Here is a 24225-nt window from a genome sequence, read left to right as displayed (position 1 = left end):
ATCACTCGCGTGGTCACTTGCGTAGTCACTTGCGCGACCACTCGCGTGGTCACTCGCTGGGGCAGGTGTCCCCCGACCGGTCCCGCCATCCGTTCGAGCCGGGCAAGCTGGTGGCCGGGCTGGTGATCCTGGGCGTGGCCGCCGCGTACGGGATGGACGCGGCCGGGGAGTGGGACGTCCGGCCGGAAATCGCCCTCCCGGCCCTCCTGTGCGGCCTCTGCGTCGCGGCCCTGATCTCGGCCCTCACGTACGCCCTCCGCCGCCGGTCGGGCAGGGCGACGCCGGACGACTGACGGGGGCCGCGGGGCCCGGGGGTGCGGCGCTCCCCGGTGGGGGGCGCGGGCGACCCCCAGCCCCGGGGCCCGGGGCTCGGCGACCCCGGTTCCCGGCCCCAGCACCCGGGCCCAGGTCGGGGAACGATCAGGGGCGACCCTGATGCCCGTTGTCGGCCGGACGTGTGACGATCGAGCCATGACCCCCGCAGTGCCCCCCACGGCCCCCGAGCCACCCCCGCGCAAGCTCTACCGCAGTGCCGAAGGCCGCCTCCTCGGCGGTGTGGCGCGCGGGCTCGCGGGCCATCTCGGGCTGCCGGTCCTGTGGGTGCGGATCGTCTTCATCGCGCTGTTCATGGCGGAGGGGTTCGGCGCGCTCGTCTACGCGCTCTTCTGGTTCATCGTCCCGCTCGGCGTCGGCGGCGTGGAGACGACCGCCGCGCGCCCGCTCACCACCGTGGGCCCCGACGGCCGCCGCCGGATCCTGGCCCGCAGGCCGGAGCGGGGCCAGATCATCGCGCTGGTCGCCCTCTTCGTCGGCATGGGGATCTTCGTCCAGGGGTTCCACCTGGGCCGCGCCAACACCTACATCTGGCCGCTCCTCCTCATCGGCGCGGGCGTCGCCCTCTTCTGGCGTCAGGCGGACAACGCCCGCCGCGCCCAGTGGGTCGAGCTCAGCCGCAGCAAGCGGGTCCTGCCGCTGGCCCGTGGCGCCACGGGGGTCGTACTGGTGGCCGCGGGGGTGTCCGGGATCGTCGTCCTCCAGGGCTCGGCCAAGCACCTGGGGGCCGTGCTCCAGGCGGCCCTGGCCGTCCTTGTCGGCATCGCGCTGCTGGCGGGCCCGTATGTGGTGCGGATGACGCAGGACCTTTCCGAGGAACGGCTGATGCGCATCCGCGCGCAGGAGCGGGCGGAGGTGGCGGCCCACGTCCATGACTCCGTGCTGCACACCCTCACCCTGATCCAGCGCAACGCGGAGGACCCCCGCGAGGTGGCCCGGCTCGCCCGCGCCCAGGAGCGGGAGCTGCGCGCGTGGCTCTACCGGCCGGAGGGCACGGGCAAGGACGAGACCGAGGAGCCGGACACCCTGGCGGAGGCGGTGAAGAAGACGGCGGCGGAGGTCGAGGACCACCACGGCGTCCCGATCGAGGTGGTGGTGGTCGGCGACTGCCCCCTGGACGAGAAACTGGGCGCACAGATACAGGCGGCGCGCGAGGCGATGGTCAACGCGGCCAAGTACGGTGGCGACGGCGGGGCCGTCCAGGTCTTCGCCGAGGTCGAGGGGGCCACGGTGTTCATCTCCGTGCGCGACCGCGGCCCCGGCTTCGACGTGGACGCGGTGCCGGAGGACCGGATGGGCGTACGCGAATCGATCATCGGCCGGATGCAGCGGAACGGCGGCACGGCGCGGCTGAGATCCGCGCCGGACGGGGGCACGGAAGTGGAGCTGGAGATGGAGAGGGCGGCGACGACATGACCGACGCGACGGGCGGTACGAACGCGGTGAGCGGCTCCGGGGCGCAGGGTGTGCCGGGCGCCACGCCCGGTCCGGCGGGTGCCGGGGGTGCCGGGGGCTCCGGGGCGGGCGATGCCGAGGCGGCGCGGCGGGTGCGCGTGGTGCTCGTGGACGACCACCGCATGTTCCGCACCGGGGTGCAGGCCGAGATCGGGGAGACGGCCCGGACCGGTGTCGAGGTGGTCGGCGAGGCGGCCGACGTCGACCAGGCCGTGACCGTGATCACCGCGACCCGTCCCGAGGTCGTGCTGCTCGACGTCCACCTCCCCGGCGGGGGCGGCGTCGAGGTGCTGCGCCGCAGCGCCTCGATGATGGCCGACCAGGACCGCCCGGTGCGCTTCCTCGCGCTGTCCGTCTCGGACGCCGCCGAGGACGTCATCGGGGTCATCCGCGGCGGCGCCCGCGGCTATGTGACCAAGACCATCACCGGTACCGACCTCGTGGACGCGATCTTCCGGGTCTCCGAGGGCGACGCGGTCTTCTCCCCGCGCCTGGCCGGTTTCGTGCTCGACGCCTTCGCCTCCACCGACGCCCCGCCCGTGGACGAGGACCTGGACCGGCTCACCCAGCGCGAGCGCGAGGTGCTGCGCCTGATCGCGCGCGGCTACGCCTACAAGGAGATCGCCAAGCAGCTGTTCATCTCGGTGAAGACGGTCGAGAGCCATGTCTCGGCGGTGCTCCGCAAGCTCCAGCTCTCCAACCGCCATGAGCTGACCCGCTGGGCGACGGCCCGCCGCCTGGTCTGAGCCTCGGGCCCGGCCCGCCGCCTGGTCTGAGCCTCGGGCCCGAAGAGAACGAGAGCGGAGAGCGGGACGGACGGCGCGGCGGCTCAGCCCGGCACCCCCATCCGCTGCGTGCCGACGACCGACAGCAGCCGCAGCGCCTCCTCGGCCGGTGAGCCGGGCTCGGCGGTGTAGATGATCACCCGCTGGTCCCGTTCGGTGATGTCCAGCACATCGCAGTTGACGGTGATGGGCCCGACGAGCGGATGGTGCAGCGTCTTGCACAGGGTGGGCTGGGCGGACACATCGTGGGAGTCCCACAGCCGGGCGAACTGCTCGCTGCCCGAGCGCAGCTCCGCCACCAGCTCGGTCACCTCGGGGTCGTCGGGGTAGCGGGCGGCCGCGGCGCGCAGCCCCTGGGCCGAGGTCTGGGCGAACTCGTCCACGTCCGTCACCCCGTACAGCCGCCGCCCGTCCCGGTGCGGCCCGAGGAAGGCGCGGCGGACGAAGTTGCGGTCGCGGCGGGAGAGGGCGGAGAAGTCCTCCATGAGGGCGGCGGCCAGATCGTTCCAGGCGATCACCTCGTACGTCGCGGAGAGCACGATCGCCGCCGCGTTCGGCAGCCGCCGCAGCAGGTTCGCGATGCTCGGCCGCACCTCGCGGGAGGGCCCGGCCGGCGGGCCCGGCGGGGCGCCCGCGAGATGGTGCAGATGATCGCGCTCGGTGTCGCCCAGCCGCAGGGCGCGGGCCAGCCCGGTCAGCACCTCGCGGGACGGGCGCGGGGCGCGGGCCTGCTCCAGCCGCGTGTAGTACTCGGTCGAGATGAACGCCAGCTGCGCCACCTCCTCGCGCCGCAGCCCCGGCGTCCGGCGCCGCGTCCCGGCGGGCAGCCCCACATCGGCGGGCGTGATCCGCTCACGTCGGCTGCGCAGGAAGGCCGCCAGCTCTCGTCTGTCCACGCCCTCAGTGTGCGCGGACGGCCGGAGGCTCAGCCAGGTACAGCCGGTGCCTGGCTGGGCCCCGGCACCCGCGGCAGCCTCAGGAGTATGAACACACCGAACACCACCCCCGAAGCCACGCCCCGCACCCCGGCCACCGGCCTCCTGGCCGGCAAGGTCGCCTTCATCACCGGCGCCGGGCGCGGCATCGGCGCCGCCGCGGCCCGCCTCTTCGCCCGGGAGGGCGCCCGGGTGCTGCTGGCGGCCCGTACGGAGGCCCAGCTCAAGTCGGTCACCGAGGAGGTCAGGGCGGCCGGCGGCACCGCGGATCACGTGGTGTGCGACCTGGCCGACCCGACGAGCGTCCGCGCCGCCGTCGACCGGGCCGTGGAGCTGTACGGCCGCCTCGACGTGGCGTTCAACAACGGCGCGACGATCCAGCAGCCGGGCCCGATGGACCAGTTGCCGCAGACCGACTTCGACCACGTCTACGCCGTCAACCTCCGCGGCCCCTGGCTGGCCATGAACGCCGAGGTCGCCGCCATCCGCGCCACCGCCGGAACCGGCGCCATCGTCAACAACTCCAGCGTCGGCAGCCTCATGGGCAACCCCGAACTCCCCGCCTACGGCGCCATGAAGCGCGCGGTCAACAGCCTCACCGAGTCCGCCGCCGTCACGTACGGCCCGGAGGGCATCCGCGTCAACGCCATCGCACCCGGTGCCACCCTTACCGAGATGGTCAGCGCATGGGAGGAGGAGTCCCCCGGCGTCGTCGAGCGGATCACCAGCCACACCCCACTCCGCCGCGCCGCCGACCCGGACGAGATCGCCCAGGCCGCGGCCTGGCTCCTCAGCGACCGCGCCTCGTATGTGACCGGCGTGGTCCTCCGGGTGGACGGCGGCCTCCGGGCCTGAGACCGCCCTCGGCACCGGGGAACTCAAGGACTACGCGTCCTGATCGCCCGGCCCCGGCCCCGGCCCCGGCCCCGGCCTCACGCCGGGGGGAACTCCGGCTCGAGCCCCGTCAGGTCGCGGCTTGCCGACCACAGGTGGGCCGCGACTTCCGCGTCGGCCAGATGACCTCGGACGGGTTGGCGGCGGGGAGTGCCGCGGAGGGCGAAGTGGCGGGGGACCCATAGTTCGCCGCCGGTGATGGTCGGGTCGAGGACCGCTCGTACGGCGGGCCAGGCGGCCGCGTCCTTGCCCTGGACGAGGATCCCGGCGGGCAGGCCGCGCAGCCGTTCGGCGGGTGTGCGGACGTGCAGGGGCGGGCGGGACGGGGTGAGGGAGTCGAGTGCGCCGCCGGGGTGGGTGACCACGCTCCGCACCGTGCTGCCGACCGCCCTCAGCCGCCGGTCGAGTTCGAAACCGAAGAGCATCTGGGCCAGTTTCGAGCGCCCATAGGTGCGTTCGGGGTCGTAGTCGCGGGTGCTCTCGAGGTCGTCCAGGTCCAGCCGCTCGGATGTGGCCGCGAAGCTGCCCGTGGTGATGACGCGGCCCTCGGGGGCGGCCGCGAGCAGTGGAGCCAGCCAGTGGGTCAGCGCGAAGTGCCCGAGGTGGTTGATGCCGAACATCGCCTCATGGCCGTCCCCGGTCTCGCGGCGCGGCGGCTGGTCGAACTTCACCCCCGCGTTGTGGACGACCGCGTCCAGACGGTCCGCCCCCAGCGCTGCCGCGGAGGCTTCGAGCGAGGAGAGATCGGCCAGGTCCAGCCGGATATGACGCACCAGGGCGCCGGGGACCCGGGAGCGGATCGAGGCCACGGCGGCGTCCGCCCTGCCCGGGTCGCGGCTGCCGAGGACGACGGTGGCTCCCGTACCGGCGAGCTGTTCGGCGACGAAGTACCCGATCCCCGCGTTGCCTCCGGTCACCAGAAAGGTCTTTCCATCGGCCCGTGGAAGGCGGTGGACATCCCACCGCTCGGCCGGGGATCGGGTCGGGGCCGCTGAAGGCATACGGGGCTCCTCGCGTTCGTAAGGGCGGGGGCGGGACCCCAATGGGGCGCACGCTGAACATGTGTCAGCCTTACGGTCGTCACCGACGCCCCGCCGACAGAGGGCCGTCATCCCCCGCGCCCGCCGACAGAGCGCCGTCATCCCCCGCGCCCCGCCGACAGATCGCCGCTCAGGCGAACCCGTGACCCACCGGCCCCGGCTCCGGCGGCGGCCCCTCGGCCGCGCCGGTGCGCACGGCGGCGAGCCGCAGCGGCAGCGCGCCGCCGATCAGCCGCTCGGCGTAGGCCCGGCCCACCGGGCCGTACCCCGACAGCACGACGGAGGGGTGGGCGCGGACGTCGGCGTCGTGTGGCATGCGGCCAGTCCGCCTTGCGGACTCGGCACCGCTACGCCGGGCGGGCCGCCCCCGCGAAGGGCATGTCCGCCACGGAGGCCAACCGGACCGGGGCCCCGGGGTGCGGCGCGTGGATCATGCGGCCGCCGCCGATGTAGAGGCCGACATGGCTGATACCGGAGTAGAAGAAGACCAGGTCGCCGGGGGCCAGTTGGTCGCGGGTGACCCGCTGTCCGGCGTAGATCTGGGTGTACGTGGTGCGGGGCAGGGCGACCCCGGCGGCCCGCCAGGCGGCCTGGGTGAGCCCCGAGCAGTCGTAGCCGTGGGGGCCGGTGGCGCCCCACACATACGGCTTGCCGAGGGCCGCGTACGCGTAGGAGACGGCGCGGGCGGCGCGGCCCTCGGCGGGGGCGGGGGAGCCGGCGGTCTTGTCGCCGTCCCGCGCCGCCAGCAGGCGCTGCCGCTGCTCGAGGGTCAGCCGGTCGAGGAGGCGATCGGCGGCGGCGAGCTTCTCCTGGACGGTCCGCTTGTGGTGGGCGGCGGCCGCCCGGGAGGCGCGCAGAGCGGCGAGGCGGTCGGCCGCCTCGCCGCGGACCTGGCGTAATTTCCGCTCCTGACGGCCGATCGTGGCGATCAGGGCGGCCTGGCGGCTCCCCGCGCGCTCGACGAGCGAGGCGCGCTGAAGGTACTGGTCCGGGGAGGAGGACAGGGCGAGCTGGAGGGCCGGGGCGATCGTCCCCGAGCGGTACTGGGCGGTGGCGAAGGCCCCGAGGGCGTTGCGCGCGGTGTTGAGCCGGGTGGTGCGGCGGGCGGCCTGGTCGCGCAGCGCGTCCAGCGTCCGGCGGGCCTTGTCGGCCTTCTCCCTCGCGCCGTTGTACCGCTCGGTGGCCTCCTCGGCCTCCCGCTGGTACGCGTCGACCTTCGCCTTCACCTGGGCGGGCGTGAGGCGGTTCTCGGCGTGCCCGGTGCCGTCGAGGAGGGTGGCGGACGCGGCGCCGGTGAGGGCGAGGAGCGCGGCCGCGCGGGCGGTGCCGCTGGTGAGCGAGCGCTGCTTGGGCTTCCTGTGCGACGCCACTGCGGCGGTTCACCTGGTCTTTCTTGGGCAATCCAGTTCGGGCAATCCAGGACATTCGGCAGATCCTGGACCCTTGTGGGGTACGGACGGGCAGGTGGCAGTCCGCCGTGAGGCGGGGACCCTCGGTTGACGGGAAGCGGACTGCCACCTGGAGGAGGAAGCTAGGCCGGAAAGCGGGTGCCGTGCGGGGGATTGAACGGGAGTGCACGGATTTCGTCGCTCCCGTGACGGCTGCTGATCGCCCGGCGAGTGGGGTGGTCGGGACTGTGGGGCGGCCGTGATCGAAGTGGCGATAGGGCCCCACCCGAGTGCCGGGTGATGATATGCGCGCGGCTAGTCTCCGGAGCCATGGACGTACTCATTCACGTGTTCGTCGGCCTCCATATCGTCGGCATCGGCGCACTGCTCGGCGGCTTCTTCTCGCAGCTCAAAGCCGCGCGGGCGGGCGAGGCCCGGATGATCCCGGCGATGCTGCACGGCGCGCTGACCATGCTGGTGACCGGCGTGGCGCTGGTCGGGCTCAACCAGGCGGACGACAACAGCCTCAACACCGTCAAAATCGGCGTAAAGCTGGCGCTATTGGTCGTTATTCTCGGCCTGGTCTATGTGAAGCGCGACGAGGAGAAGGTAGAGTCGGCCGTCTTCGGTGCGGTGGGTGCCTTGACAACGGCAAACATCTTCATCGCCGTGCTGTGGACCTGACGAGCGAATGTTCTGGGGTAATCTCACGACGATGTGACACGATCCCGAGGCAACCGTTTGCACTCGCGAGCTGTCTTAGTAAAGAGCGAGGCAGTCGAGAGGAGTGGCCAATGGGGGTAGTGGGGGCAATCAGAAGTCATGGGCGGCGCGTGGGCGTCGCGCTGGGGCTGGCGGGGATGGCGGTGCCGCTCGCGGTGGCCGTCGCCGGTCCGGCGCAGGCTCAGGCGCGGCCGCTGGGCCGGTCGGCCGGCACGGTGACACCGGTGAGCGTGGCCGCGTCGTCGTGCACGACCACCGCGGGGCCGTACCAGCAGCAGGCCGAGCGCTTCCTGGGCCGTCCGGTGGACGGGCGGCAGTCGCGGGCGGACTGTCTCGCGATCCAGAAGTTCCAGATCGACCACGGCGTCAGCCCGACGATCGGCTACGCGGGCCCGATCACTTCGCGTGTGATGAGCCTCATCAGCGCCCAGAAGGCCGCCGGGCACAACCCGAACGCGGCGCGGAATTGCCCGACCGACAAGGGCCGGATCGCCTGCGTCGACCTCACCCGCCAGCTGAGCTGGGTCCAGGACGGCTCCCGGCTGGTCTACGGACCGGTGCCGGTGCGGTCCGGGCGGGACCGCTTCGAGACCCGCACCGGGCTGAAGAGGATCTACTGGCGGAACATCAACCACTGGTCGACGCTCTACAAGGTCGCCATGCCCTACAGCCAGTTCTTCGACGGCGGCCAGGCGTTTCACTCGATCGACGGCAGCGTATGGTCGCCGCCCGGCTCCCACGGCTGCGTCAACATGCGTAAGGGCGACGCCAAGAAGTACTGGGGCCTGCTGAAGAACGGCGACGATGTGTACGTGTACGGGCGCAAGCCCGGCACCTGAGGCGCTGACGGCGCCACTGAAGCGCTGACGGCGCCGCTGAGCCGATGACGATGCCGCTGCCCGGGGCCCCGGCCCCGGGCAGCGGCATCGTCAGGATCAGGGGGGCCTACGAGGGCCGTACGCTCCCGTAGATCGGCATCTCCGTGATCGGCGCCTTCTTCACCACATCGCCCGGCTTCGGCGCGTGGATCATCATCCCGTCGCCGATGTAGAGGCCGACATGGCTGATGTCGTCGTAGAAGAAGACGAGATCGCCCGGCTGGAGCTGCGACGTCGAGACCCGCGTACCGGCCTTCACCTGGTCCCAGGTGGTGCGCGGCAGCGAGATCCCGGCGGACTTCCAGGCCGCCTGCGTCAGCCCCGAGCAGTCGAAGGAGCTGGGCCCGGTCGCGCCCCAGACGTACGGCTTGCCGAGCTGCGCCTTGGCGAAGGCGATGGCCTGGGCCGCCTTGGAGCTGTTGGCCGGGGCCGAGGGCGTGGAGGGCGCCGTCGAACCGGAGCCACCCGCGTTCTGCTGCTCCTGCTCCTGCTGCTTCTTGCGCGCGGCCGCCTCCTGCCGCTGCTTCTCGGCCAGCTCGGCGGCCTTACGGCGGGCCTCTTCCGCCTTCTTCTTCTCGATCGCCGCCAGCCGCGCCTTCTCCTTGGCGGTCAGATTCGCCAGCAGCCGCCGCGCCTCGGTCAGCTTGTCCTGGACGGTCTTCTTCTGGACTTTCAGCTGCTTCTGGGACGCGGTCAGCGAGGCGAGGCTCTCGCTGGCCTTACCGCGCTCCTTGGCGGCCTTCACCCGCTGCTTCTGGAAGTCGTCCACGGCCTGCTTCTGCCGGCCGGTCATCCGGTCCAGCAGGTGCGACTGGTCGAAGACGTCCTGCGGATCGTTGGAGAACAGCAGGGTCGCGGCGGAGCGGGCCATTCCGCCGTCGCGGTACTGGGCGGCGGCGTAGTTGCCGAGCATGCGCCGCGCCTCGTTGAGCTTCTCGGTGCGCTGGGCGACGGAGTCCAGCAGCTTGTCGACCTTGGCCCGCTGCTGGTCGGTGCGCTCCTTGGCGGCGTTGTAACGCTGGGTGGCGGTCTCCGCCTGGTGGTACAGGCTGTCGACCTTCTCCTTCACGAGCTCGATCGACTGGGCGGCCGGCTTGGGGTCGGTGGGCGCGGCGTTGGCCGACTGGGAGAGGAGGGTGACGGATGCGAGGGCGGCCGTGGTGAACCCGACGGCCGTACGGCGGCTGTGACCGGTGAGCGGGGCGGGTATTCGGCTCCGCGGCTTGCGGTGCGACGCCAAGGGAGGCGACTCCTTCCGTGGACCGCCTACCGGGTTAGCTGTCGGGTTCGGGCGGTACGGAAGGCTGCCCTTCGGCCGTGTCCGGGCGGCACTGTCCGTGCCGCACCGTTTCGGGTCGATTCACCCCGGTGTTGCGTTGTTGGGTCCCCGGCTCCGGGCGCCTCACGGCGTACCGGACTCGGCGGAGGCCGCCCGTGCCGACGTGGTTCGCCGACGGATCTTCCGGGCCGCCTGACGCAGGACGGTAGCCAACTCGTGGGGCTCCTGTGAAGACTGGTGACCGTTTTGCCCGAAACCGTTTCGTGATGTTCGGACGTCGGCTGTCAGTGGGGCGGCCTAGACTCGGGGAGCGATGAGCAGCCTCTTTGACGACAGCTTCCTGGCGGACCTCGGGCCTCCTTCGGACGAGGAGCGGCCACCGCCGCCCGAGGAATCGGCACACCCCGGTCACGGCGGTGCCGAGGACGTGCCGCATCACCTCTTCAGCGGCGATTTCGACGCGCCCGTGCCCCGGGAGGCCCACTACCGGGACGGCGCGGCCCGGCCCGCCGTGGACCCGTCCGCCCTGCTCGAGGGGTTGAACGAGCAGCAGAGGGCCGCCGTGGAGCACACCGGCTCGCCGCTGCTGATCGTCGCGGGCGCCGGCTCCGGCAAGACCCGGGTGCTCACCCACCGCATCGCCTATCTGCTCGGCGCCCGCTCCACCCACCCCGGCCAGATCCTCGCCATCACCTTCACCAACAAGGCGGCGGGCGAGATGAAGGAGCGCGTCGAGGAGCTCGTCGGCCCCCGGGCCAACGCCATGTGGGTGTCCACCTTCCACAGCGCCTGTGTCCGCATCCTGCGCCGGGAGTCGAAGAAGCTGGGCTTCACCTCGTCGTTCTCGATCTACGACGCGGCCGACTCCAAGCGGCTGATGGCGCTGGTCTGCCGGGATCTGGATCTCGACCCCAAGCGGTTCCCGCCGAAGTCCTTCAGCGCCAAGATCTCCAACCTCAAGAACGAGCTGATCGACGAGGAGACCTTCGCCGGGCAGGCGGCAGGGGGCACCTCCCGGACGGAGTCTGGGGGAGGGTTTGAGAAGACGCTGGCCGAGGCGTATGTGATGTACCAGGCGCGGCTGCGCGAGGCCAACGCGCTGGACTTCGACGACATCATCATGACCACGGTCAATCTGCTCCAGGCGTTCCCGGACGTCGCCGAGCACTACCGCCGCCGCTTCCGGCACGTCCTGGTGGACGAGTACCAGGACACCAACCACGCGCAGTACACACTCGTGCGCGAGCTGGTGGGCACCGACACCGAGGAGACCACGGCCGCCGAGCTGTGCGTGGTGGGCGACGCCGACCAGTCGATCTACGCCTTCCGGGGCGCCACGATCCGTAACATCCTCCAGTTCGAGGAGGACTACCCCACCGCGCGGACGATCCTCCTCGAGCAGAACTACCGCTCGACCCAGACCATCCTGAGCGCGGCCAACGCGGTCATCGAGCGCAATGAGAACCGCCGCCCGAAGAACCTGTGGACGGACGCCGGCGCCGGGACCGAGATCACCGGCTATGTGGCCGACACCGAGCACGACGAGGCCCAGTTCGTCGCCGACGAGATCGACCGGCTGACGGACGCGGGCGACGCCAAGGCCGGGGACGTGGCGGTCTTCTACCGCACCAACGCCCAGTCCCGTGTCTTCGAAGAGGTCTTCATCCGCGTCGGGCTGCCGTACAAGGTCGTCGGCGGTGTGCGCTTCTACGAGCGCAAGGAGGTCCGGGACGTCCTCGCCTATCTGCGGGTGCTGGCCAACCCCGAGGACTCCGTCCCGCTGCGCCGGATCCTGAACGTGCCCAAGCGCGGCATCGGCGAGCGCGCGGAAGCCATGATCGACGCGCTGTCGCTGCGCGAGAAGATCACCTTCCCGCAGGCGCTGCGCCGGGTCGACGAGGCGTACGGCATGGCGGCCCGCTCGGCCAACGCCGTCAAGCGGTTCAACACGCTCATGGAGGAGCTGCACACCATCGTGGAGTCCGGGGCGGGCCCGGCCACCGTCCTGGAGGCGGTGCTGGAGCGCACCGGCTATCTGGCCGAGCTCCAGGCGTCCACCGATCCGCAGGACGAGACCCGGATCGAGAACCTCCAGGAGCTCGCCGCCGTGGCCCTGGAGTTCGAGCAGGACCGCGGCGAGGAGAACCCCGGCACCCTCGCGGACTTCCTGGAGCAGGTCGCGCTCGTCGCCGACTCCGACCAGATCCCCGACGAGGACACCGAGGGCTCCGGCGTGATCACGCTGATGACCCTGCACACGGCGAAGGGCCTGGAGTTCCCGGTCGTCTTCCTCAGCGGCATGGAGGACGGCGTCTTCCCGCATATGCGGGCGCTCGGTCAGACCAAGGAGCTGGAGGAGGAGCGACGGCTGGCCTATGTCGGGATCACCCGGGCCCGCGAGCGGCTCTATCTGACCCGCTCGACGATGCGCAGCGCCTGGGGACAGCCCGCGTACAACCCGCCGTCCCGCTTCCTGGAGGAGATCCCGGACCAGTATGTGCGCTGGCGGCGCACCGGGCCCGCCACCCCGTCGGCGTCCATGGGCGGTATCGCCTCGACCCCGCCGTCGGGGCTGTCGTCCGGTCTGTCGACGTCGCGTTCGCGCACCGGGGGCAGCGGGTTCGCCACCCGGCGGGCCCAGGAGCGCCCGGTGGTCGCCCTGGCCATCGGCGACCGGGTCACCCATGACTCGTTCGGGCTCGGCACGGTGGTGGCGGTCAAGGGCAGCGGGGACAACGCGGAGGCGACGATCGACTTCGGCGACGAGAAGCCGAAGCGGCTGCTGCTGCGGTACGCACCGGTGGAGAAGCTGTAGCGGGGGCCGGCGGGGGCTGGACGCCGAGGCTGTAGCGCGCCGGTGGGCGCGCTACAGCGGTCGCGCTACGGGCGGTGCTGTCCCCGGCAGCCCTGCCGGATCAGGTCAGGTCGGGTCGAGGCCCTTGCCGCGCAGCCAGGGCAGCGGGTCGATGGCCGCGCCCCCGCCGGGGTGGACCTCGAAGTGCAGGTGCGGGCCGGTGGAGTTACCGGAGTTCCCGGAGTACGCGATGGTCTCCCCGGCCTTGACGGTCCCGGAGCGGATCTTGGCGCTGCTGAGGTGGCAGTACCAGGTCTCCGTGCCGTCCGGGCTGGTCAGAACGACCATGTTGCCGTAGGCGTCGTTCCACTGCGTCCTTACGGTGCCGTCGGTGGCGGCCATCACGGGCGTCCCGTAGCTCACCGGGAAGTCGATACCGGTGTGCACCGACATCCAGTTGATACCGGCCTGGCCGAACATGGCGCTCAGGCCGTGCTGGGCGACGGGCAGCGCGAACTTCGGGCGCAGCGCCTCCTTGCGCGCCGCCTCGGCCGCCTTGCGCTTCTTCTCGGCGGCCTGGCGCGTCTGGAGGTCGATCCGCTCCTGGGTGCGGCTGGCGCGGTCGCGGAAGTCGTCCGCGCCCTCGCGGACCCCGGCGAGCTGGGAGTCCAGCTTGCTGTTGGCGACGGAGGGCTTCACGGGGGCCGCCGCGGTGTCGGGGGCGGCCTGAGTCGTGGACTCGTCCTTCTTGTCGCTCCCCACGCCGCTGACCGAGGCGGCGGCCACGGCGGTGACGCCCAGGGCGCAGACGGAGGGGACGGCGACGGTGAGGAGCGCGGAGCGCTTGGGGCGGGGCGAGGGGGTACGGCGGCGGCCGCGACTCACCTCCCGGCGAGGGGAGGGGGCGGATTCCCGCATGACCGCCGCCTCGGGTTCAGGTTCCGCTTCGGGGCCGGGGTCGTCGTACGGCCGGTCGGCCTCGTCGACCGGCTCGAAGACGGCGGTGTGCTCGAACGCGCCGGGCTGCTCGGGGATGACGGCCTGCTCGAAGGCGGCCGTCTGCTCGAACGCGGCGTTCTGGTCGTAGGCATTGGGCTCGAAGACGGCCGTCTGGTCGAAGGCGTTGGCCTCGTGCTCGGGCTGATCGAAGCCGGAGTGGTGGTCGAGCCCCTGCTGGTCGAGTCCCGGATGGTTCAGCCCGGAGTGGTCGTACTGCCCCTCGTCCACGGTCCGGTAGCCGGAGGTGTCCCAGACCTGGGTCTGACCGGTGTCCACGCCCGAGGTGTACGCCTCGGCCTCGTACCCCGCCCCCTGATCCCACTGCTCCGGCAGCTCGGTGTGGCCGGTGGCGTCCGTGTCCCAGGCGCCGATGTCCCACTGGGCGCCGGTCTCGGCGTCCTGCTGGGCGGGGATGCCGGTCGGCAGGTGATAGCCGGAGGCGGCCCACGTCGCGGTGGTGTCGTAGGCGCCGGAGTCGTAATGGGCCGTGTCGTAGTGACCGGTGTCGTGGTGACCCGAGTCGTGGCCCAGGTCGTAGTGGCCGGTGGCGTACGAGCCGGTCTGGTGGTGCTGGTCGGCCGTGGCCCACTGCGAAGCGTCGTACTGACCGCTGTGGGTGCCCTGCCCGTCGTCGTAGGCGCCCGGAAGCGTGCCGAAGAGCGGGTCACCGTCCCCGTAGGCGGTGGCCAGGTGGGCGAAGCTGCCGGTGGAGTACCCGTCGTACCCGGCGTAGCCGTGCGCTGTGTCCTGCCGCTGACCGTAAGCCTCGCCGTACGGATACGAGGCGTCGGGAGCGGGGACGGTCGGAGAGGCCCCCGACGGGTGACGGTCGTTCACCACCAACTTCTCTTTCGCCTCGGCTGCAGGAGAATTAGCGGCGACTGTACCCGGCAGTACGCGGCAGCGACAATCTTCCGTGAGTTTTGAGTATCTCGGGAAAGGGCATTTGGCCGTCTTTCGGCTGACTGTACGTGCTTCCTTGGCCGGATGTTCGATTGACGTTCGGCAATTCCGGGGCTTCTGAACCATCGGGAACCGCGCCGGAGACGTCCGTCGGCGCCGCGTTGGCGGCGTCCAGGGCCTCGTGGTTACGGGCGGCGACGGAGAAATGCACCGCCAGGGCGAGATGTCCGATTCCGTTGACGCGGATGTTCTGGGAGATCACATCCGGATGGTCTATCCGGGCCGCCTCCTTCGGGATCATCAACTGATCCACATCGCTCCAGAAAGCGATGAATCACGTATGGCAATCGGGGGCAGGCTGCCGCAACTCCGTTATCACCGAGGAGTCCGGGCACATCTGACGCACGAGCGGATGTGCGGACAACAGGGGCGCGATACGTGTGCCGCCGTGCGGGGATGCCCGGCACCGCACGGTGAATGGCGCTGTGACCGCATGACGCGGGACCGCCCGTCGCACCGCGGCGCCATGCGGCTCGTGGCGGCGCTGCGCGGTGCGACGGTCCCCGCTGCGGCTCCCCTGAGGTGGCCGGCCCGAGCGTATGCGGCGTCCGCGCGGCGGATGCGCGGTGCGCGGTGTGCGACGCGCGCGGATGCGGATGCGGGTACGGGTGCGGCCCTCAGTGAACGTGTCCCACGTGTGATTTCCCCCTCGCCGCGCGCCGCGAAACTGCCGGGTAGGGGATGCTGGGGATAACGTTCGTTCACGTCGATGTGGGCGAGGCCGCGACGGTTTGGAGGCTGCGATGGGTGTGACCGGTCCGATCCGCGTGGTGGTGGCCAAGCCGGGGCTGGACGGCCACGACCGTGGTGCGAAGGTGATCGCGCGGGCACTGCGCGACGCGGGCATGGAGGTCATCTACACCGGGCTCCATCAGACCCCCGAGCAGATCGTCGACACCGCGATCCAGGAGGACGCCGACGCGATCGGGCTGTCCATTCTGTCCGGTGCCCATATGACCCTGTTCACCAAGGTGCTGGAGCTGCTGCGGGAGCGCGACGCGGAGGACATCAAGGTCTTCGGCGGCGGGATCATCCCCGAGGCGGACATCCCCCCGCTCAAGGAACTGGGCGTCGCGGAGATCTTCACCCCGGGCGCGACCACGACAGCCATCGTCGACTGGGTCCGCGAAAACGTCCGCCCGGTAGCCGCCTGAGCCGCCGCACCGCTCTCGCCCCGGGGTGTCCGGGTCACGTCGGGTCGAGCTCTGCTCGCATCGCTTCTCTGAGCCGGAGCGTGCCCACCAGGCGTTGGAATGCCTCCGCCCAGTAGCCCCCGGCTCCCGGGGCCGCTCCCTCTCTCTCGTCCGGTATCGCCGTCAGCACTTCGAGGCGGTCCGCCTGGGTCGGGTCCAGGCAGCGCTCGGCCAGGCCCATGATGCCGCTGAAGCTCCAGGGGTAGCTGCCCGCGTCCCGGGCGATGTCCAGGGCGTCGACGACGGCCCGGCCCAGCGGCTCGGCCCAGGGCACCGCGCACACCCCGAGCAGCCGGAAGGCGTCGGACAGGCCATGGGACGCGATGAACTCGGCCACCCACTCCGCCCGTTCCCGGGAGGGCAGCGCGGAGAGCAGCTTCGCCGGGTCGCGCCAGGCGGCGGGGGCCGCCTCCCCGGCGGTGACCGGCGCGACCGCCGGGGTGCCGAGCAGCGCACGGCACCACTCGGCGCTGCGCTGCCGCACGGCGGCCCGGCACCAGGCCGCGTGGAGATCCGCCTGCCAGCCGTCCGCGACGGGCAGCGCCACGATTTCGGCGGGACCGCGTCCGCCGAACCACTCGGTCCAGCGGTCCAGCGGGGTCGCCTCCACCAACTGACCCAGCCACCAGGACCGTTCCCCCCGGCCGGAGGGCGGCTTGGGCACGATGCCGTCGCGCTGCATTCCGCTGTCGCACTCGTCCGGCGGGCGGACGGTTATCCGGGGTGTCCGTCCGGCCGCCGTCGGCTCGTCGGCGGTCAGCCCGTCGTGGGCCGACCCCTCGGCGGTCGACCCCTCGACGGGCGGCGCATCAGCGGTCGGCTCATCCGCGGTCGGCTCATCCGCGGTCAGTGACACACAGCTCCGCGACCGCTCGGCCATGCGCGCGGCGAGCGCCGAGCCGGGGAGGGCGGAGAGCAGCTCGGCGGCGGTCGCCCGGACGTTCCGGCTGCGGTCGGACAGCGCCTGTTCGAGGAACGGCTCATCGGACGGGGAGAGATCGTCGCGCAGCGAGTCCAGGAACATCAGCCGGTCCTCGGCCCGCTCGGTCGACCAGGTGCCGCTGAGCAGCGCCAGCCCCGCCGCCGGGTCGCGATGGCGGGCCGCCGCCAGCAGCGACACCCGCTCGGCGAACAACCCCTCTTCCCACAGCCGCTGTTCCTCGTCCGGTGCGGCGGTGGCCTCGGACGGCTCCGGGTGCGCCGCGGACGCCCGGCCCGCCGCGCCCCGCAGCGCGAACCTCCAGTCCGGGTTGAGCCGGGCCAGCCACAGCGCACGCGGCCCGCCGAGCGTCAGCGCCTCGGCCCGCAGATCGGTGCGGGCGCGGGCCGCGTCGAGCAGCGCCGGGAGCAGCGCGTCGGGCACGCGATAGCCGCGGTGATTGGCCAGCGCGAGCCACTGCGGCAGCAGCTCGGCGAGGTCGGGTGCGGAGCGCGAACCGCCGCGCCCCGGCGCCGAACGGTCGGCGAGCAGCAGCGCCAGCCTGCTGCGGGCGGCCGTGGGCAGCGCCGGCCGCGGATCCTCGGGCGCCCGGCCCGGCCCCGGCCGGGCGGGTGCGGGCCGCAGCCCGGCCCGCCGCCGCACCGTGCTGAGCGCGGCCGCGTCCAGCAGGGCGGACGGCGCGTTCTGCCCGGGGCGCGGCGCGACGGGCGGGGTGCGCCGCTCGGTCCCGAGCAGCGCGGCCGCGACAAGATCGTCCCAGGACGCGGTGGACGCGGTGGACGCGACGGAAGTGCTGGGTGCGGTGGACGCGGCGGATGTGCTGGACGCGGTGGACGTGCTGGACGCGACGGGCGTCGTACTGGTCAACGGGTGCCTCCCTGCGCTGCCGTGCCGATGAGCGAGACGGGGGTCGGATCCCAGGTGGTGATGGGGGAGAAGCCGCGATGGCCGCACTCACCGAAGACGGTGACCGGGCCACCGCCGGATATCGCCATCAGCTGCCACAGATCCGTGCGCCCCGCGCAGCGCGGATCGACGGGCAGTGCCGAGCCGCTCCGCTCATCCGCCAGCTGCCATCCCTCGTCCCCCGGGACCGGCACCACATCGGCGAGCACCACCGGCCAGCCGTCCAGCCACGGATCCTCCCCGAGCGCCGCCCCATAGGCCGCGAGCGCGGTCTCGACATCGCACCCCTCGGGGGCGCGCGGCATATCGCACCCCGCAGCGGCCGGAGGCGCCGTAGGAGGCGGGTCTTCCGCCACCTCCTCGTGCCGGGTGCCGAGCGCCGCCCGCAGCGGCCGGGCCGCCGGGTAATACGCGAGGTCCGCGTCGAGCACCAGGCCGGTGGGCAGCGCGAGCTCGGGGGACTGGCCGGGGGCGCTGAACGAGAGCAGCAGCGCCATACGGTGCGTACGCTCGCCCCGCAGCCAGATCCGGCGCGTGGTCAGCCTGCCGTCCGTGCCGTCCTGGCGGCCCAGGACCAGCCAGCGGTCCCGGATCGCCTCCTCCGTGGCCAGCAGCTCGGCCACCGGTGTCGTGAGCCCCACGCGGGTGCGCGTGGTGGCGGCCAGCTTCTCCGGAAGGCGGTCCAGGTGGAGAAAGCCCTGGTTGAGCAGGTGGGCCAGCGCGCACTCCTCCAGCAGCCGGGCGGGCCACCCCGGACCGGACGACGGAATCGCCGCCAGCTCCCGCACCCGCGCCTCCAGACCCGGAGCCTGGGCGTCGATCATCCGCGCGGCCGTCTCGTCCCACGCCCCGTACCCGGCGCGGTCGGCGGAGGCCAGACCGTCGCGGAGCAGATCGGCGAGCCGCCGCTCCAACTCCGTGGCACCCGCGGCGATCCGCTGGGCCCGCCGCTCGGCGCGGCGGCGCGCCGCCTCCGGATCGGCCGCGCCTCCGCTCCCCCCTTTCCCCGCGCCGTCCCCCGACCCGCCGCCGGGGCCCGGGCCCCCATCCCGGGCCCCGGCGGCGAGCTTTTCGGCCCGCTCCCGCCGGTCGCCGAGCCACTGCTCGGCCCACTCCGGCGACTCCCCGCCCGCGGGCACGCCCCCCTCGCCGGACGCCCACAACAGCAGCAGACCCAGCGCGTGCTTGCACGGGAACTTCCGGCTCGGGCAACTGCACCGATAACCGGGCCCGTTCAGATCGACCACCGTCTGGTACGGCTTGCTGCCGCTGCCCGAGCACAGCCCCCACACCGCCGGCCCGTGTGCGCCCGCGCCCGACCACTTGCCGGCCGCGGCGAGCCTGCCGCCCGCCGTGCGCGACGCGGCGTCAGGCGCCAGGGCCAGCACCTGCTCCGCCGTCCAGCGTTCCCCCTGCGGATTCATGTCTGCGACGGTACGGGCACCCACTGACAATCGCCCTGACCTGGGCGTTCGCTGACGGAGGGCCGGTTGTCAGTGGGGTGGTGCAGTGTGGTTCACGCGTCCGGAAACGGAACGAGGAAACGAGTCGTGGGGGAGCTGTGACCGTCACTGTGCCCGGAACCGAATCCACCGATACGAGCGGGGCGGCCGAGGCCGCCGGAGCCGCGGAAGCGCTGCGTCCACACGCGGAGGTCGCCTTCGCCGCCGAGCTGAGCGCGCTGGCCGCCGCCGACGACCGCCCGCGCCCCGCCCGCTGGCGGCTGTCGCCGTGGGCCGTCGCCACCTATCTGCTCGGTGGCACGCTGCCCGACGGCACCGTGATCACACCCAAGTACGTGGGCCCGCGCCGCATCGTCGAGGTCGCCGTCACCACCCTCGCCACCGACCGCGCCCTGCTGTTGCTGGGCGTGCCCGGCACCGCCAAGACATGGGTCTCGGAGCATCTGGCGGCGGCGGTCAGCGGTGACTCGACCCTGCTGGTCCAGGGCACCGCCGGGACGCCCGAGGAGGCCATCCGGTACGGGTGGAACTACGCCCAGCTCCTCGCCCACGGCCCGAGCCGGGACGCGCTCGTGCCCAGCCCGGTGATGCGCGCGATGGCGGACGGCATGACCGCGCGCGTGGAGGAGCTGACCCGCGTCCCGGCCGATGTGCAGGACACGCTGATCACCATCCTCTCCGAGAAGACGCTGCCGATCCCGGAGCTGGGGGAGGAGGTCCAGGCGGTCCGCGGCTTCAATCTGATCGCGACCGCCAACGACCGCGACCGCGGGGTCAACGAACTCTCCAGCGCCCTGCGCCGCCGCTTCAACACGGTCGTGCTGCCGCTGCCCGCGACCCCGGAGGACGAGGTCGACATCGTCTCCCGCCGCGTCGCCCAGATCGGCCGCTCGCTGGAGCTCCCGGAGCTCCCGGAGGGCGTCGAGGAGATCCGCCGGGTGGTCACGGTCTTCCGCGAGCTGCGCGACGGAGTGACCGGTGACGGCCGTACGAAGCTGAAGTCGCCCTCGGGCACGCTGTCCACGGCCGAGGCCATCTCCGTGGTCACCGGCGGCCTCGCCCTCGCCGCCCACTTCGGCGACGGCGTGCTCAGGTCGGGCGATGTGGCCGCGGGCATCCTGGGCGCGGTCGTCCGTGACCCGGCGGCCGACCGCGTCATCTGGCAGGAGTACCTGGAGACGGTGGTCCGCGAGCGCGACGGCTGGAAGGACTTCTACCGCGCGTGCCGAGAGGTGACCGCATGACGGGCGCCCCACGGGCGCGGGCCGCGGGCCCGCTGCTGCTGGGCGTGCGGCACCACGGGCCCGGGTCGGCGCGGGCGGTGCGGGCCGCGCTGGACGCGTGCCCACCGCGCGTGGTGCTGATCGAGGGGCCGCCGGAGGCGGACGCGATCGTGGGGCTCGCCGCTGAGAAGGACATGCGTCCGCCGGTGGCGCTGCTCGCCCATGCCGCGGACGACCCGGGGCGCGCCGGGTTCTGGCCGCTGGCCGGGTTCTCCCCGGAGTGGGCGGCCATCCAGTGGGCGCTGGCCCATGAGGTTCCGGTGCGGTTCATCGACCTTCCGGCGGCCAACTCGCTGGCCATGGCGGCGAAGAAGCCCCCGGCGGCCGAGCCCGCCCCGGCCGCTGAGCCCGCCCCGGCTGGTCCGTCCGAGTCGGCCGGTCCGCCTGCCACCGAGACCGAGACCGAGGCCGAGGCCGACCAGGCCGCGCCGGCCGCCGCCTCCGCCGAGCGGATGCGCGTCGATCCGCTGGCCGTCCTCTCCGAGGCGGCCGGATACGACGACCCGGAGCGCTGGTGGGAGGACGTCATCGAGCACCGCGGCACCGGCGGCGCTGAGGCGTTCACGGCCGTGGCGGAGGCCATGGAGGCGCTGCGCGCCGAGTACGGGCACGGCGGGCACGAGGACGACGCCGTGCGCGAGGCCCATATGCGGCTGCGGCTGCGTGAGGCGCGGCGGGAGTTCGGGGACGAGGTGGCGGTCGTCTGCGGGGCGTGGCACGTACCGGCGCTGGGGGAGCGGACCACCGCGACCGCCGACCGGAAGCTCCTCAAGGGGCTGCCCAAGGTCAAGACCGAGATCAGCTGGGTGCCGTGGACGCATCGTCGGCTGGCCCGGCACAGCGGATACGGGGCGGGCATCACCTCGCCCGGCTGGTACGACCATCTCTTCCACGCCCCGGACCGGCCGGTCGAGCGCTGGCTCACCAAGGTCGCCGGGCTGCTGCGGGACGAGGACTTCGGGGTGTCCTCGGCCCATGTCATCGAGGCCGTAAGGCTGGCCGAAACCCTGGCCGCCATGCGCGGACGTCCGCTCGCCGGGCTCGCCGAGACCCTCGACGCCGTAAGGGCCGTGATGTGCGACGGCTCCGATGTGCCGATCGCGCTCGTACGGGACCGGCTCGTGGTCGGCGACATCCTGGGCGAAGTCCCCGAGTCGGCTCCGGCGGTGCCGCTCCAGCGCGATCTGACGCGCACCCAGCGCTCGCTGCGGCTCAAGCCCGAGGCGCTGGAGCGCGAGCTGGAGCTGGATCTGCGCAAGGAGACCGACGCGGGACGCAGCCGTCTGCTGCACCGGCTGCGGCTGCTCGGGGTCGACTGGGGCACCCCGGCCGTCTCGCGGGGCAGCACCGGCACCTTCAGGGAGACCTGGCGGCTGCGGTGGGAGCCGGAGCTGGCGGTGCGGGTCGCCGAGGCGGGGGTGTGGGGCACCACGGTGCTGTCGGCGGCCACCGCCAAGGCGGAGACCGAGGCCCGGAGCGCCAAGGGGCTCGCCGAGGTGACCGAGCTGGCCGAGCGCTGTCTGCTCGCCGGGCTCTCCGCGGCCCTCCCCGTCGTGATGCGCTCGCTCGCCGACCGGGCCGCGCTCGACGCGGACGTCGGCCATCTCGCCCAGGCCCTGCCCGCCCTGGTGCGCTCGGTGCGCTACGGGGACGTACGGGGCACCGACACGGCCGCGCTCGGCGAGGTCGCGGTGGGGCTGGCCGAGCGGATCCTGGTCGGGCTGCCGCCCGCCTGCGTCGGTCTCGACGCCGACGGTGCCGCCGAGATGCGCCGCCATATGGAGGCCGTGCACCGGGCGATCGCCCTGCTGTCGGAAACGGAGACGACCGGAACGGAAGCCGGGACGCGGCCACACACGCAGCCGCACACGCGGGCACACACGCAGACCGACATATCGACGGCCGACATGTCGACAGCGGAGACGCGGTCGGCCGAGTCCCGCGCCGCTGATGGTCTGCGGGCCCGCTGGGCGGCCATGTTGCGCAACCTCGCCGGGCGGGACGGCGCCCCCGCCACCCCCGGCCTCATCCGGGGCCGCGCCGCGCGGCTGCTGCTGGACGACGGCCGGCTCGCCGAGGACGAGGCGGCCCGGCTGATGGGGCTCGCGCTCTCGCCCGGCACCCAGCCGCCCGAAGCGGCCTCCTGGATCGAGGGGTTCATCGGCGGCGGCGCGGGCGGCGGCATGCTGCTCGTCCACGACGAGCGGCTGCTCGGCCTGGTCGACCGCTGGCTGATCTCCGTTCCCGCCGAGGCATTCACCGACGTCCTGCCGCTGCTGCGGCGCACCTTCTCCGCGTATGACACCGGCGTGCGCCGCACCCTGGGCGAGTTGGTCCGCCGGGGCCCCGTGGCCGACGGGTCCACCGGCGCCGGCGGCCAAGGCGCCCCCGCCGCACCCGGCTTCGGCCCCGGGCTGGACACCGACCGCGCGGCGGCCGTCGTACCGACGGTGCGGCTGCTGCTGGGCCTCGACCCCGTCCCGCACGCCAACGACACCATGGAGGCAGCCCGATGACGCACGACGCCCCTCACGCTGCTGCCGCCCCTCACGTCGATGCCGCCCCTCACGTCGATGCCGCCCCTCATGTCGATGCCGCCCCTCACGGCGGCGCCGACCCCCACGGCGGCGCCGACCCTCACGGCGGCGCCGCTCCCGGTCAGGACAGCCCCCCGAGCGCCCACCCCCGGACCGACCAGGAACGGCTGCGGCGCTGGCGGCTGGTGCTCGGCGGCCAGGGCGCCGACGGCACCGGCTGCTCGCTCAGCGGGGCCGACGCCGCCATGGACCGCACGTTGGAGGCCCTCTACGGCTCCGGAGGCGGCGACGGCGCGGGCGGCAGCGGCACGGCGGCCGGGCGCAGCGGCGGCTCCCAGGGCGCCGGGAGCGGCGCGCGCTCCGGCGGGCTCGGCGGTTCCGCGCCCCAAGTGGCCCGCTGGCTCGGTGACATCCGTACGTATTTCCCCACCTCCGTCGTCCAGGTCATGCAGCGCGACGCCATCGACCGGCTGGGGCTGTCCGCCCTGCTGCTGGAGCCGGAGATGCTGGAGGCCGTGGAGGCGGACGTCCATCTCGTGGGCACGCTGCTGTCCCTCAACAAGGCGATGCCGGAGACCACCAAGAACACCGCGCGGGCCGTCGTCCGTAAGGTCGTCGAGGATTTGGAGAAGCGGCTGGCCACCCGCACCCGCGCCACCCTCACCGGAGCGCTCGACCGCTCGGCCCGGATCACCCGCCCGCGCCACCGGGACATCGACTGGGACCGCACCATCCGGGCCAACCTCAAGAACTACCTGCCCGATCACCGGACGGTCGTCCCCGAGCGGCTCATCGGATACGGCCGGGCGGCGCGCGGGGTGAAGAAGGACGTGGTGCTGTGCGTCGACCAGTCGGGGTCGATGGCCGCGTCCGTGGTCTACGCCTCGGTCTTCGGCGCCGTGCTCGCCTCGATGCGCTCCCTCGCCACCCGGCTGGTCGTCTTCGACACCTCCGTGGTCGATCTGACCGAGGAACTCGACGATCCGGTGGACGTCCTCTTCGGCACCCAACTCGGCGGCGGCACCGACATCAACCGCGCGCTGGCCTACTGCCAGGCGCAGATCACCCGGCCCGCCGACACCGTCGTCGTGCTCATCAGCGACCTCTACGAGGGCGGCATCCGCGAGGAGATGCTGAGTCGCGTCGCCGCGATGAAGGCGTCCGGGACGCAGTTCGTGACACTGCTCGCGCTGTCCGACGAGGGGGCGCCGAGCTACGACCGCGAGCACGCGGCGGCGCTCGCCGCGCTGGGCGCGCCCGCCTTCGCCTGCACCCCCGATCTCTTCCCGGACGTGATGGCCGCGGCCATCGAACGACGCCAACTGCCTATACCGGACATGGCGATGCATCAGTGATCCTGGGCTTGCGCCGACCCCTGTGGCTCGTGCAAGGATCATCCCCGTCGCCCAGGACATGAATCCAGCCATCCGGTTGGCG

General features: G+C 72.9%; 20 protein-coding genes and 1 riboswitch. Of the genes, 11 read left to right on the top strand and 9 right to left on the bottom strand.

The genetic code is table 11. From position 1 onward, the window contains the following. Positions 1-29: 29 nt before the first annotated feature. The 3 genes from KHP12_RS24090 to KHP12_RS24080 all read left to right on the top strand — a co-directional run bounded on the left by KHP12_RS24090 (position 30) and on the right by KHP12_RS24080 (position 2534). A complete protein-coding gene (locus tag KHP12_RS24090; RefSeq protein WP_143678272.1) occupies positions 30-293 on the top strand; it encodes a hypothetical protein in 264 nt (87 codons plus the stop codon). Between the two features lie 178 nt (positions 294-471). Further along, a complete protein-coding gene (locus tag KHP12_RS24085) occupies positions 472-1749 on the top strand; it encodes a PspC domain-containing protein (protein ID WP_210609424.1) in 1278 nt (425 codons plus the stop codon). Then, on the top strand, positions 1746-2534 hold the full coding sequence (locus tag KHP12_RS24080; RefSeq protein WP_210609422.1) for a LuxR C-terminal-related transcriptional regulator: 789 nt from the start codon (positions 1746-1748) through the stop codon (positions 2532-2534). Before KHP12_RS24085 ends, KHP12_RS24080 begins: the two co-directional genes overlap by 4 nt. A gap of 83 nt (positions 2535-2617) precedes the next feature. Here KHP12_RS24080 and KHP12_RS24075 read toward each other — a convergent pair whose 3' ends face one another. Beyond that, entirely contained in the window at positions 2618-3469 is an 852-nt protein-coding gene (locus KHP12_RS24075) for a helix-turn-helix transcriptional regulator (protein WP_086882677.1), read from the bottom strand. An 87-nt stretch (positions 3470-3556) separates the two neighbouring features. Here KHP12_RS24075 and KHP12_RS24070 point away from each other — a divergent pair, with 87 nt between their 5' ends. Next, a complete protein-coding gene (locus KHP12_RS24070; RefSeq protein WP_211833719.1) occupies positions 3557-4363 on the top strand; it encodes an SDR family NAD(P)-dependent oxidoreductase in 807 nt (268 codons plus the stop codon). 77 nt (positions 4364-4440) lie between these two features. Here KHP12_RS24070 and KHP12_RS24065 read toward each other — a convergent pair whose 3' ends face one another. The 3 genes from KHP12_RS24065 to KHP12_RS24055 all read right to left on the bottom strand — a co-directional run bounded on the left by KHP12_RS24065 (position 4441) and on the right by KHP12_RS24055 (position 6812). Further along, positions 4441-5403, bottom strand: a complete 963-nt coding sequence (locus KHP12_RS24065) for an SDR family NAD(P)-dependent oxidoreductase (RefSeq protein ID WP_210609420.1) — start codon at positions 5401-5403, stop codon at positions 4441-4443. 169 nt (positions 5404-5572) lie between these two features. Continuing rightward, positions 5573-5758 (bottom strand): hypothetical protein, encoded by a 186-nt coding sequence (locus KHP12_RS24060; RefSeq protein ID WP_086882674.1) that lies wholly within the window; start codon positions 5756-5758, stop codon positions 5573-5575. Positions 5759-5789: 31 nt separating this feature from the next. Beyond that, positions 5790-6812 (bottom strand): C40 family peptidase, encoded by a 1023-nt coding sequence (locus KHP12_RS24055; protein WP_086882673.1) that lies wholly within the window; start codon positions 6810-6812, stop codon positions 5790-5792. 348 nt (positions 6813-7160) lie between these two features. On the opposite strand from KHP12_RS24055, the gene KHP12_RS24050 reads away from it, so the two are divergent. Both KHP12_RS24050 and KHP12_RS24045 read left to right on the top strand, forming a co-directional pair. Continuing rightward, positions 7161-7514 carry a hypothetical protein gene (locus KHP12_RS24050; RefSeq protein WP_086882672.1) on the top strand — a complete coding sequence of 118 codons (354 nt, stop codon included), beginning with the start codon at positions 7161-7163 and terminating at the stop codon, positions 7512-7514. Between the two features lie 110 nt (positions 7515-7624). Then, the gene (locus KHP12_RS24045; RefSeq protein ID WP_211833711.1) at positions 7625-8392 is read left to right on the top strand and encodes a L,D-transpeptidase; all 768 of its coding nucleotides are present in this window, start codon (positions 7625-7627) and stop codon (positions 8390-8392) included. A gap of 106 nt (positions 8393-8498) precedes the next feature. Here KHP12_RS24045 and KHP12_RS24040 read toward each other — a convergent pair whose 3' ends face one another. After that, on the bottom strand, positions 8499-9671 hold the full coding sequence (locus tag KHP12_RS24040; protein ID WP_086882670.1) for a C40 family peptidase: 1173 nt from the start codon (positions 9669-9671) through the stop codon (positions 8499-8501). 8 nt (positions 9672-9679) lie between these two features. Then, positions 9680-9865, bottom strand: a riboswitch (cyclic di-AMP (ydaO/yuaA leader). Positions 9866-10023: 158 nt separating this feature from the next. Between KHP12_RS24040 and pcrA the strand changes: the two genes are divergently transcribed. Continuing rightward, complete coding sequence (gene pcrA / locus KHP12_RS24035; protein WP_086882669.1) at positions 10024-12525, top strand: DNA helicase PcrA; 2502 nt, start codon at positions 10024-10026, stop codon at positions 12523-12525. Positions 12526-12630: 105 nt separating this feature from the next. Here the strand turns inward: pcrA and KHP12_RS24030 are convergent, their stop codons facing one another. Both KHP12_RS24030 and KHP12_RS53440 read right to left on the bottom strand, forming a co-directional pair. Next, positions 12631-14343: a M23 family metallopeptidase gene (locus KHP12_RS24030; RefSeq protein ID WP_425574592.1), complete on the bottom strand. Its 1713-nt coding sequence runs from the start codon at positions 14341-14343 to the stop codon at positions 12631-12633. 31 nt (positions 14344-14374) lie between these two features. Further along, the gene (locus tag KHP12_RS53440) at positions 14375-14719 is read right to left on the bottom strand and encodes a hypothetical protein (protein WP_372455221.1); all 345 of its coding nucleotides are present in this window, start codon (positions 14717-14719) and stop codon (positions 14375-14377) included. Positions 14720-15209: 490 nt separating this feature from the next. On the opposite strand from KHP12_RS53440, the gene icmB reads away from it, so the two are divergent. After that, on the top strand, positions 15210-15620 hold the full coding sequence (gene icmB, locus KHP12_RS24020; RefSeq protein ID WP_037958269.1) for a coenzyme B12-dependent isobutyryl CoA mutase small subunit: 411 nt from the start codon (positions 15210-15212) through the stop codon (positions 15618-15620). A 34-nt stretch (positions 15621-15654) separates the two neighbouring features. Here icmB and KHP12_RS24015 read toward each other — a convergent pair whose 3' ends face one another. Both KHP12_RS24015 and KHP12_RS24010 read right to left on the bottom strand, forming a co-directional pair. Beyond that, the gene (locus KHP12_RS24015) at positions 15655-17466 is read right to left on the bottom strand and encodes a DUF5691 domain-containing protein (RefSeq protein ID WP_211833701.1); all 1812 of its coding nucleotides are present in this window, start codon (positions 17464-17466) and stop codon (positions 15655-15657) included. Beyond that, positions 17463-18929: an SWIM zinc finger family protein gene (locus KHP12_RS24010; RefSeq protein ID WP_210609416.1), complete on the bottom strand. Its 1467-nt coding sequence runs from the start codon at positions 18927-18929 to the stop codon at positions 17463-17465. The genes KHP12_RS24015 and KHP12_RS24010 overlap by 4 nt, the downstream gene beginning before the upstream one ends. 137 nt (positions 18930-19066) lie before the next feature. Between KHP12_RS24010 and KHP12_RS24005 the strand changes: the two genes are divergently transcribed. The 3 genes from KHP12_RS24005 to KHP12_RS23995 are packed head-to-tail and all read left to right on the top strand — an operon-like array spanning position 19067 to position 24143. Beyond that, the gene (locus tag KHP12_RS24005) at positions 19067-20212 is read left to right on the top strand and encodes an ATP-binding protein (RefSeq protein WP_037953373.1); all 1146 of its coding nucleotides are present in this window, start codon (positions 19067-19069) and stop codon (positions 20210-20212) included. Further along, positions 20209-22767 carry a DUF5682 family protein gene (locus tag KHP12_RS24000; protein ID WP_086884979.1) on the top strand — a complete coding sequence of 853 codons (2559 nt, stop codon included), beginning with the start codon at positions 20209-20211 and terminating at the stop codon, positions 22765-22767. Before KHP12_RS24005 ends, KHP12_RS24000 begins: the two co-directional genes overlap by 4 nt. After that, positions 22764-24143 carry a VWA domain-containing protein gene (locus KHP12_RS23995; RefSeq protein WP_244203281.1) on the top strand — a complete coding sequence of 460 codons (1380 nt, stop codon included), beginning with the start codon at positions 22764-22766 and terminating at the stop codon, positions 24141-24143. The genes KHP12_RS24000 and KHP12_RS23995 overlap by 4 nt, the downstream gene beginning before the upstream one ends. Positions 24144-24225: the final 82 nt, after the last annotated feature.

The organism is Streptomyces asiaticus, from assembly GCF_018138715.1.
Taxonomy (GTDB): domain Bacteria; phylum Actinomycetota; class Actinomycetes; order Streptomycetales; family Streptomycetaceae; genus Streptomyces; species Streptomyces asiaticus.
The sequence above is the reverse complement of the archived record's forward strand: the minus strand, read 5'-3'. Positions and strand labels throughout refer to the sequence as shown.

Coding starts and splice junctions, on each gene's coding strand:
- KHP12_RS24045 (WP_211833711.1), top strand. CDS start 7,625: ATGGGGGTAGTGGGGGCAATCAGAAGTCATGGGCGGCGCGTGGGCGTC.
- KHP12_RS24085 (WP_210609424.1), top strand. CDS start 472: ATGACCCCCGCAGTGCCCCCCACGGCCCCCGAGCCACCCCCGCGCAAG.
- icmB (WP_037958269.1), top strand. CDS start 15,210: ATGGGTGTGACCGGTCCGATCCGCGTGGTGGTGGCCAAGCCGGGGCTG.
- KHP12_RS24060 (WP_086882674.1), bottom strand. CDS start 5,758: ATGCCACACGACGCCGACGTCCGCGCCCACCCCTCCGTCGTGCTGTCG.
- KHP12_RS24070 (WP_211833719.1), top strand. CDS start 3,557: ATGAACACACCGAACACCACCCCCGAAGCCACGCCCCGCACCCCGGCC.
- KHP12_RS24065 (WP_210609420.1), bottom strand. CDS start 5,403: ATGCCTTCAGCGGCCCCGACCCGATCCCCGGCCGAGCGGTGGGATGTC.
- pcrA (WP_086882669.1), top strand. CDS start 10,024: ATGAGCAGCCTCTTTGACGACAGCTTCCTGGCGGACCTCGGGCCTCCT.
- KHP12_RS24050 (WP_086882672.1), top strand. CDS start 7,161: ATGGACGTACTCATTCACGTGTTCGTCGGCCTCCATATCGTCGGCATC.
- KHP12_RS23995 (WP_244203281.1), top strand. CDS start 22,764: ATGACGCACGACGCCCCTCACGCTGCTGCCGCCCCTCACGTCGATGCC.
- KHP12_RS24010 (WP_210609416.1), bottom strand. CDS start 18,929: ATGAATCCGCAGGGGGAACGCTGGACGGCGGAGCAGGTGCTGGCCCTG.
- KHP12_RS24080 (WP_210609422.1), top strand. CDS start 1,746: ATGACCGACGCGACGGGCGGTACGAACGCGGTGAGCGGCTCCGGGGCG.
- KHP12_RS24000 (WP_086884979.1), top strand. CDS start 20,209: ATGACGGGCGCCCCACGGGCGCGGGCCGCGGGCCCGCTGCTGCTGGGC.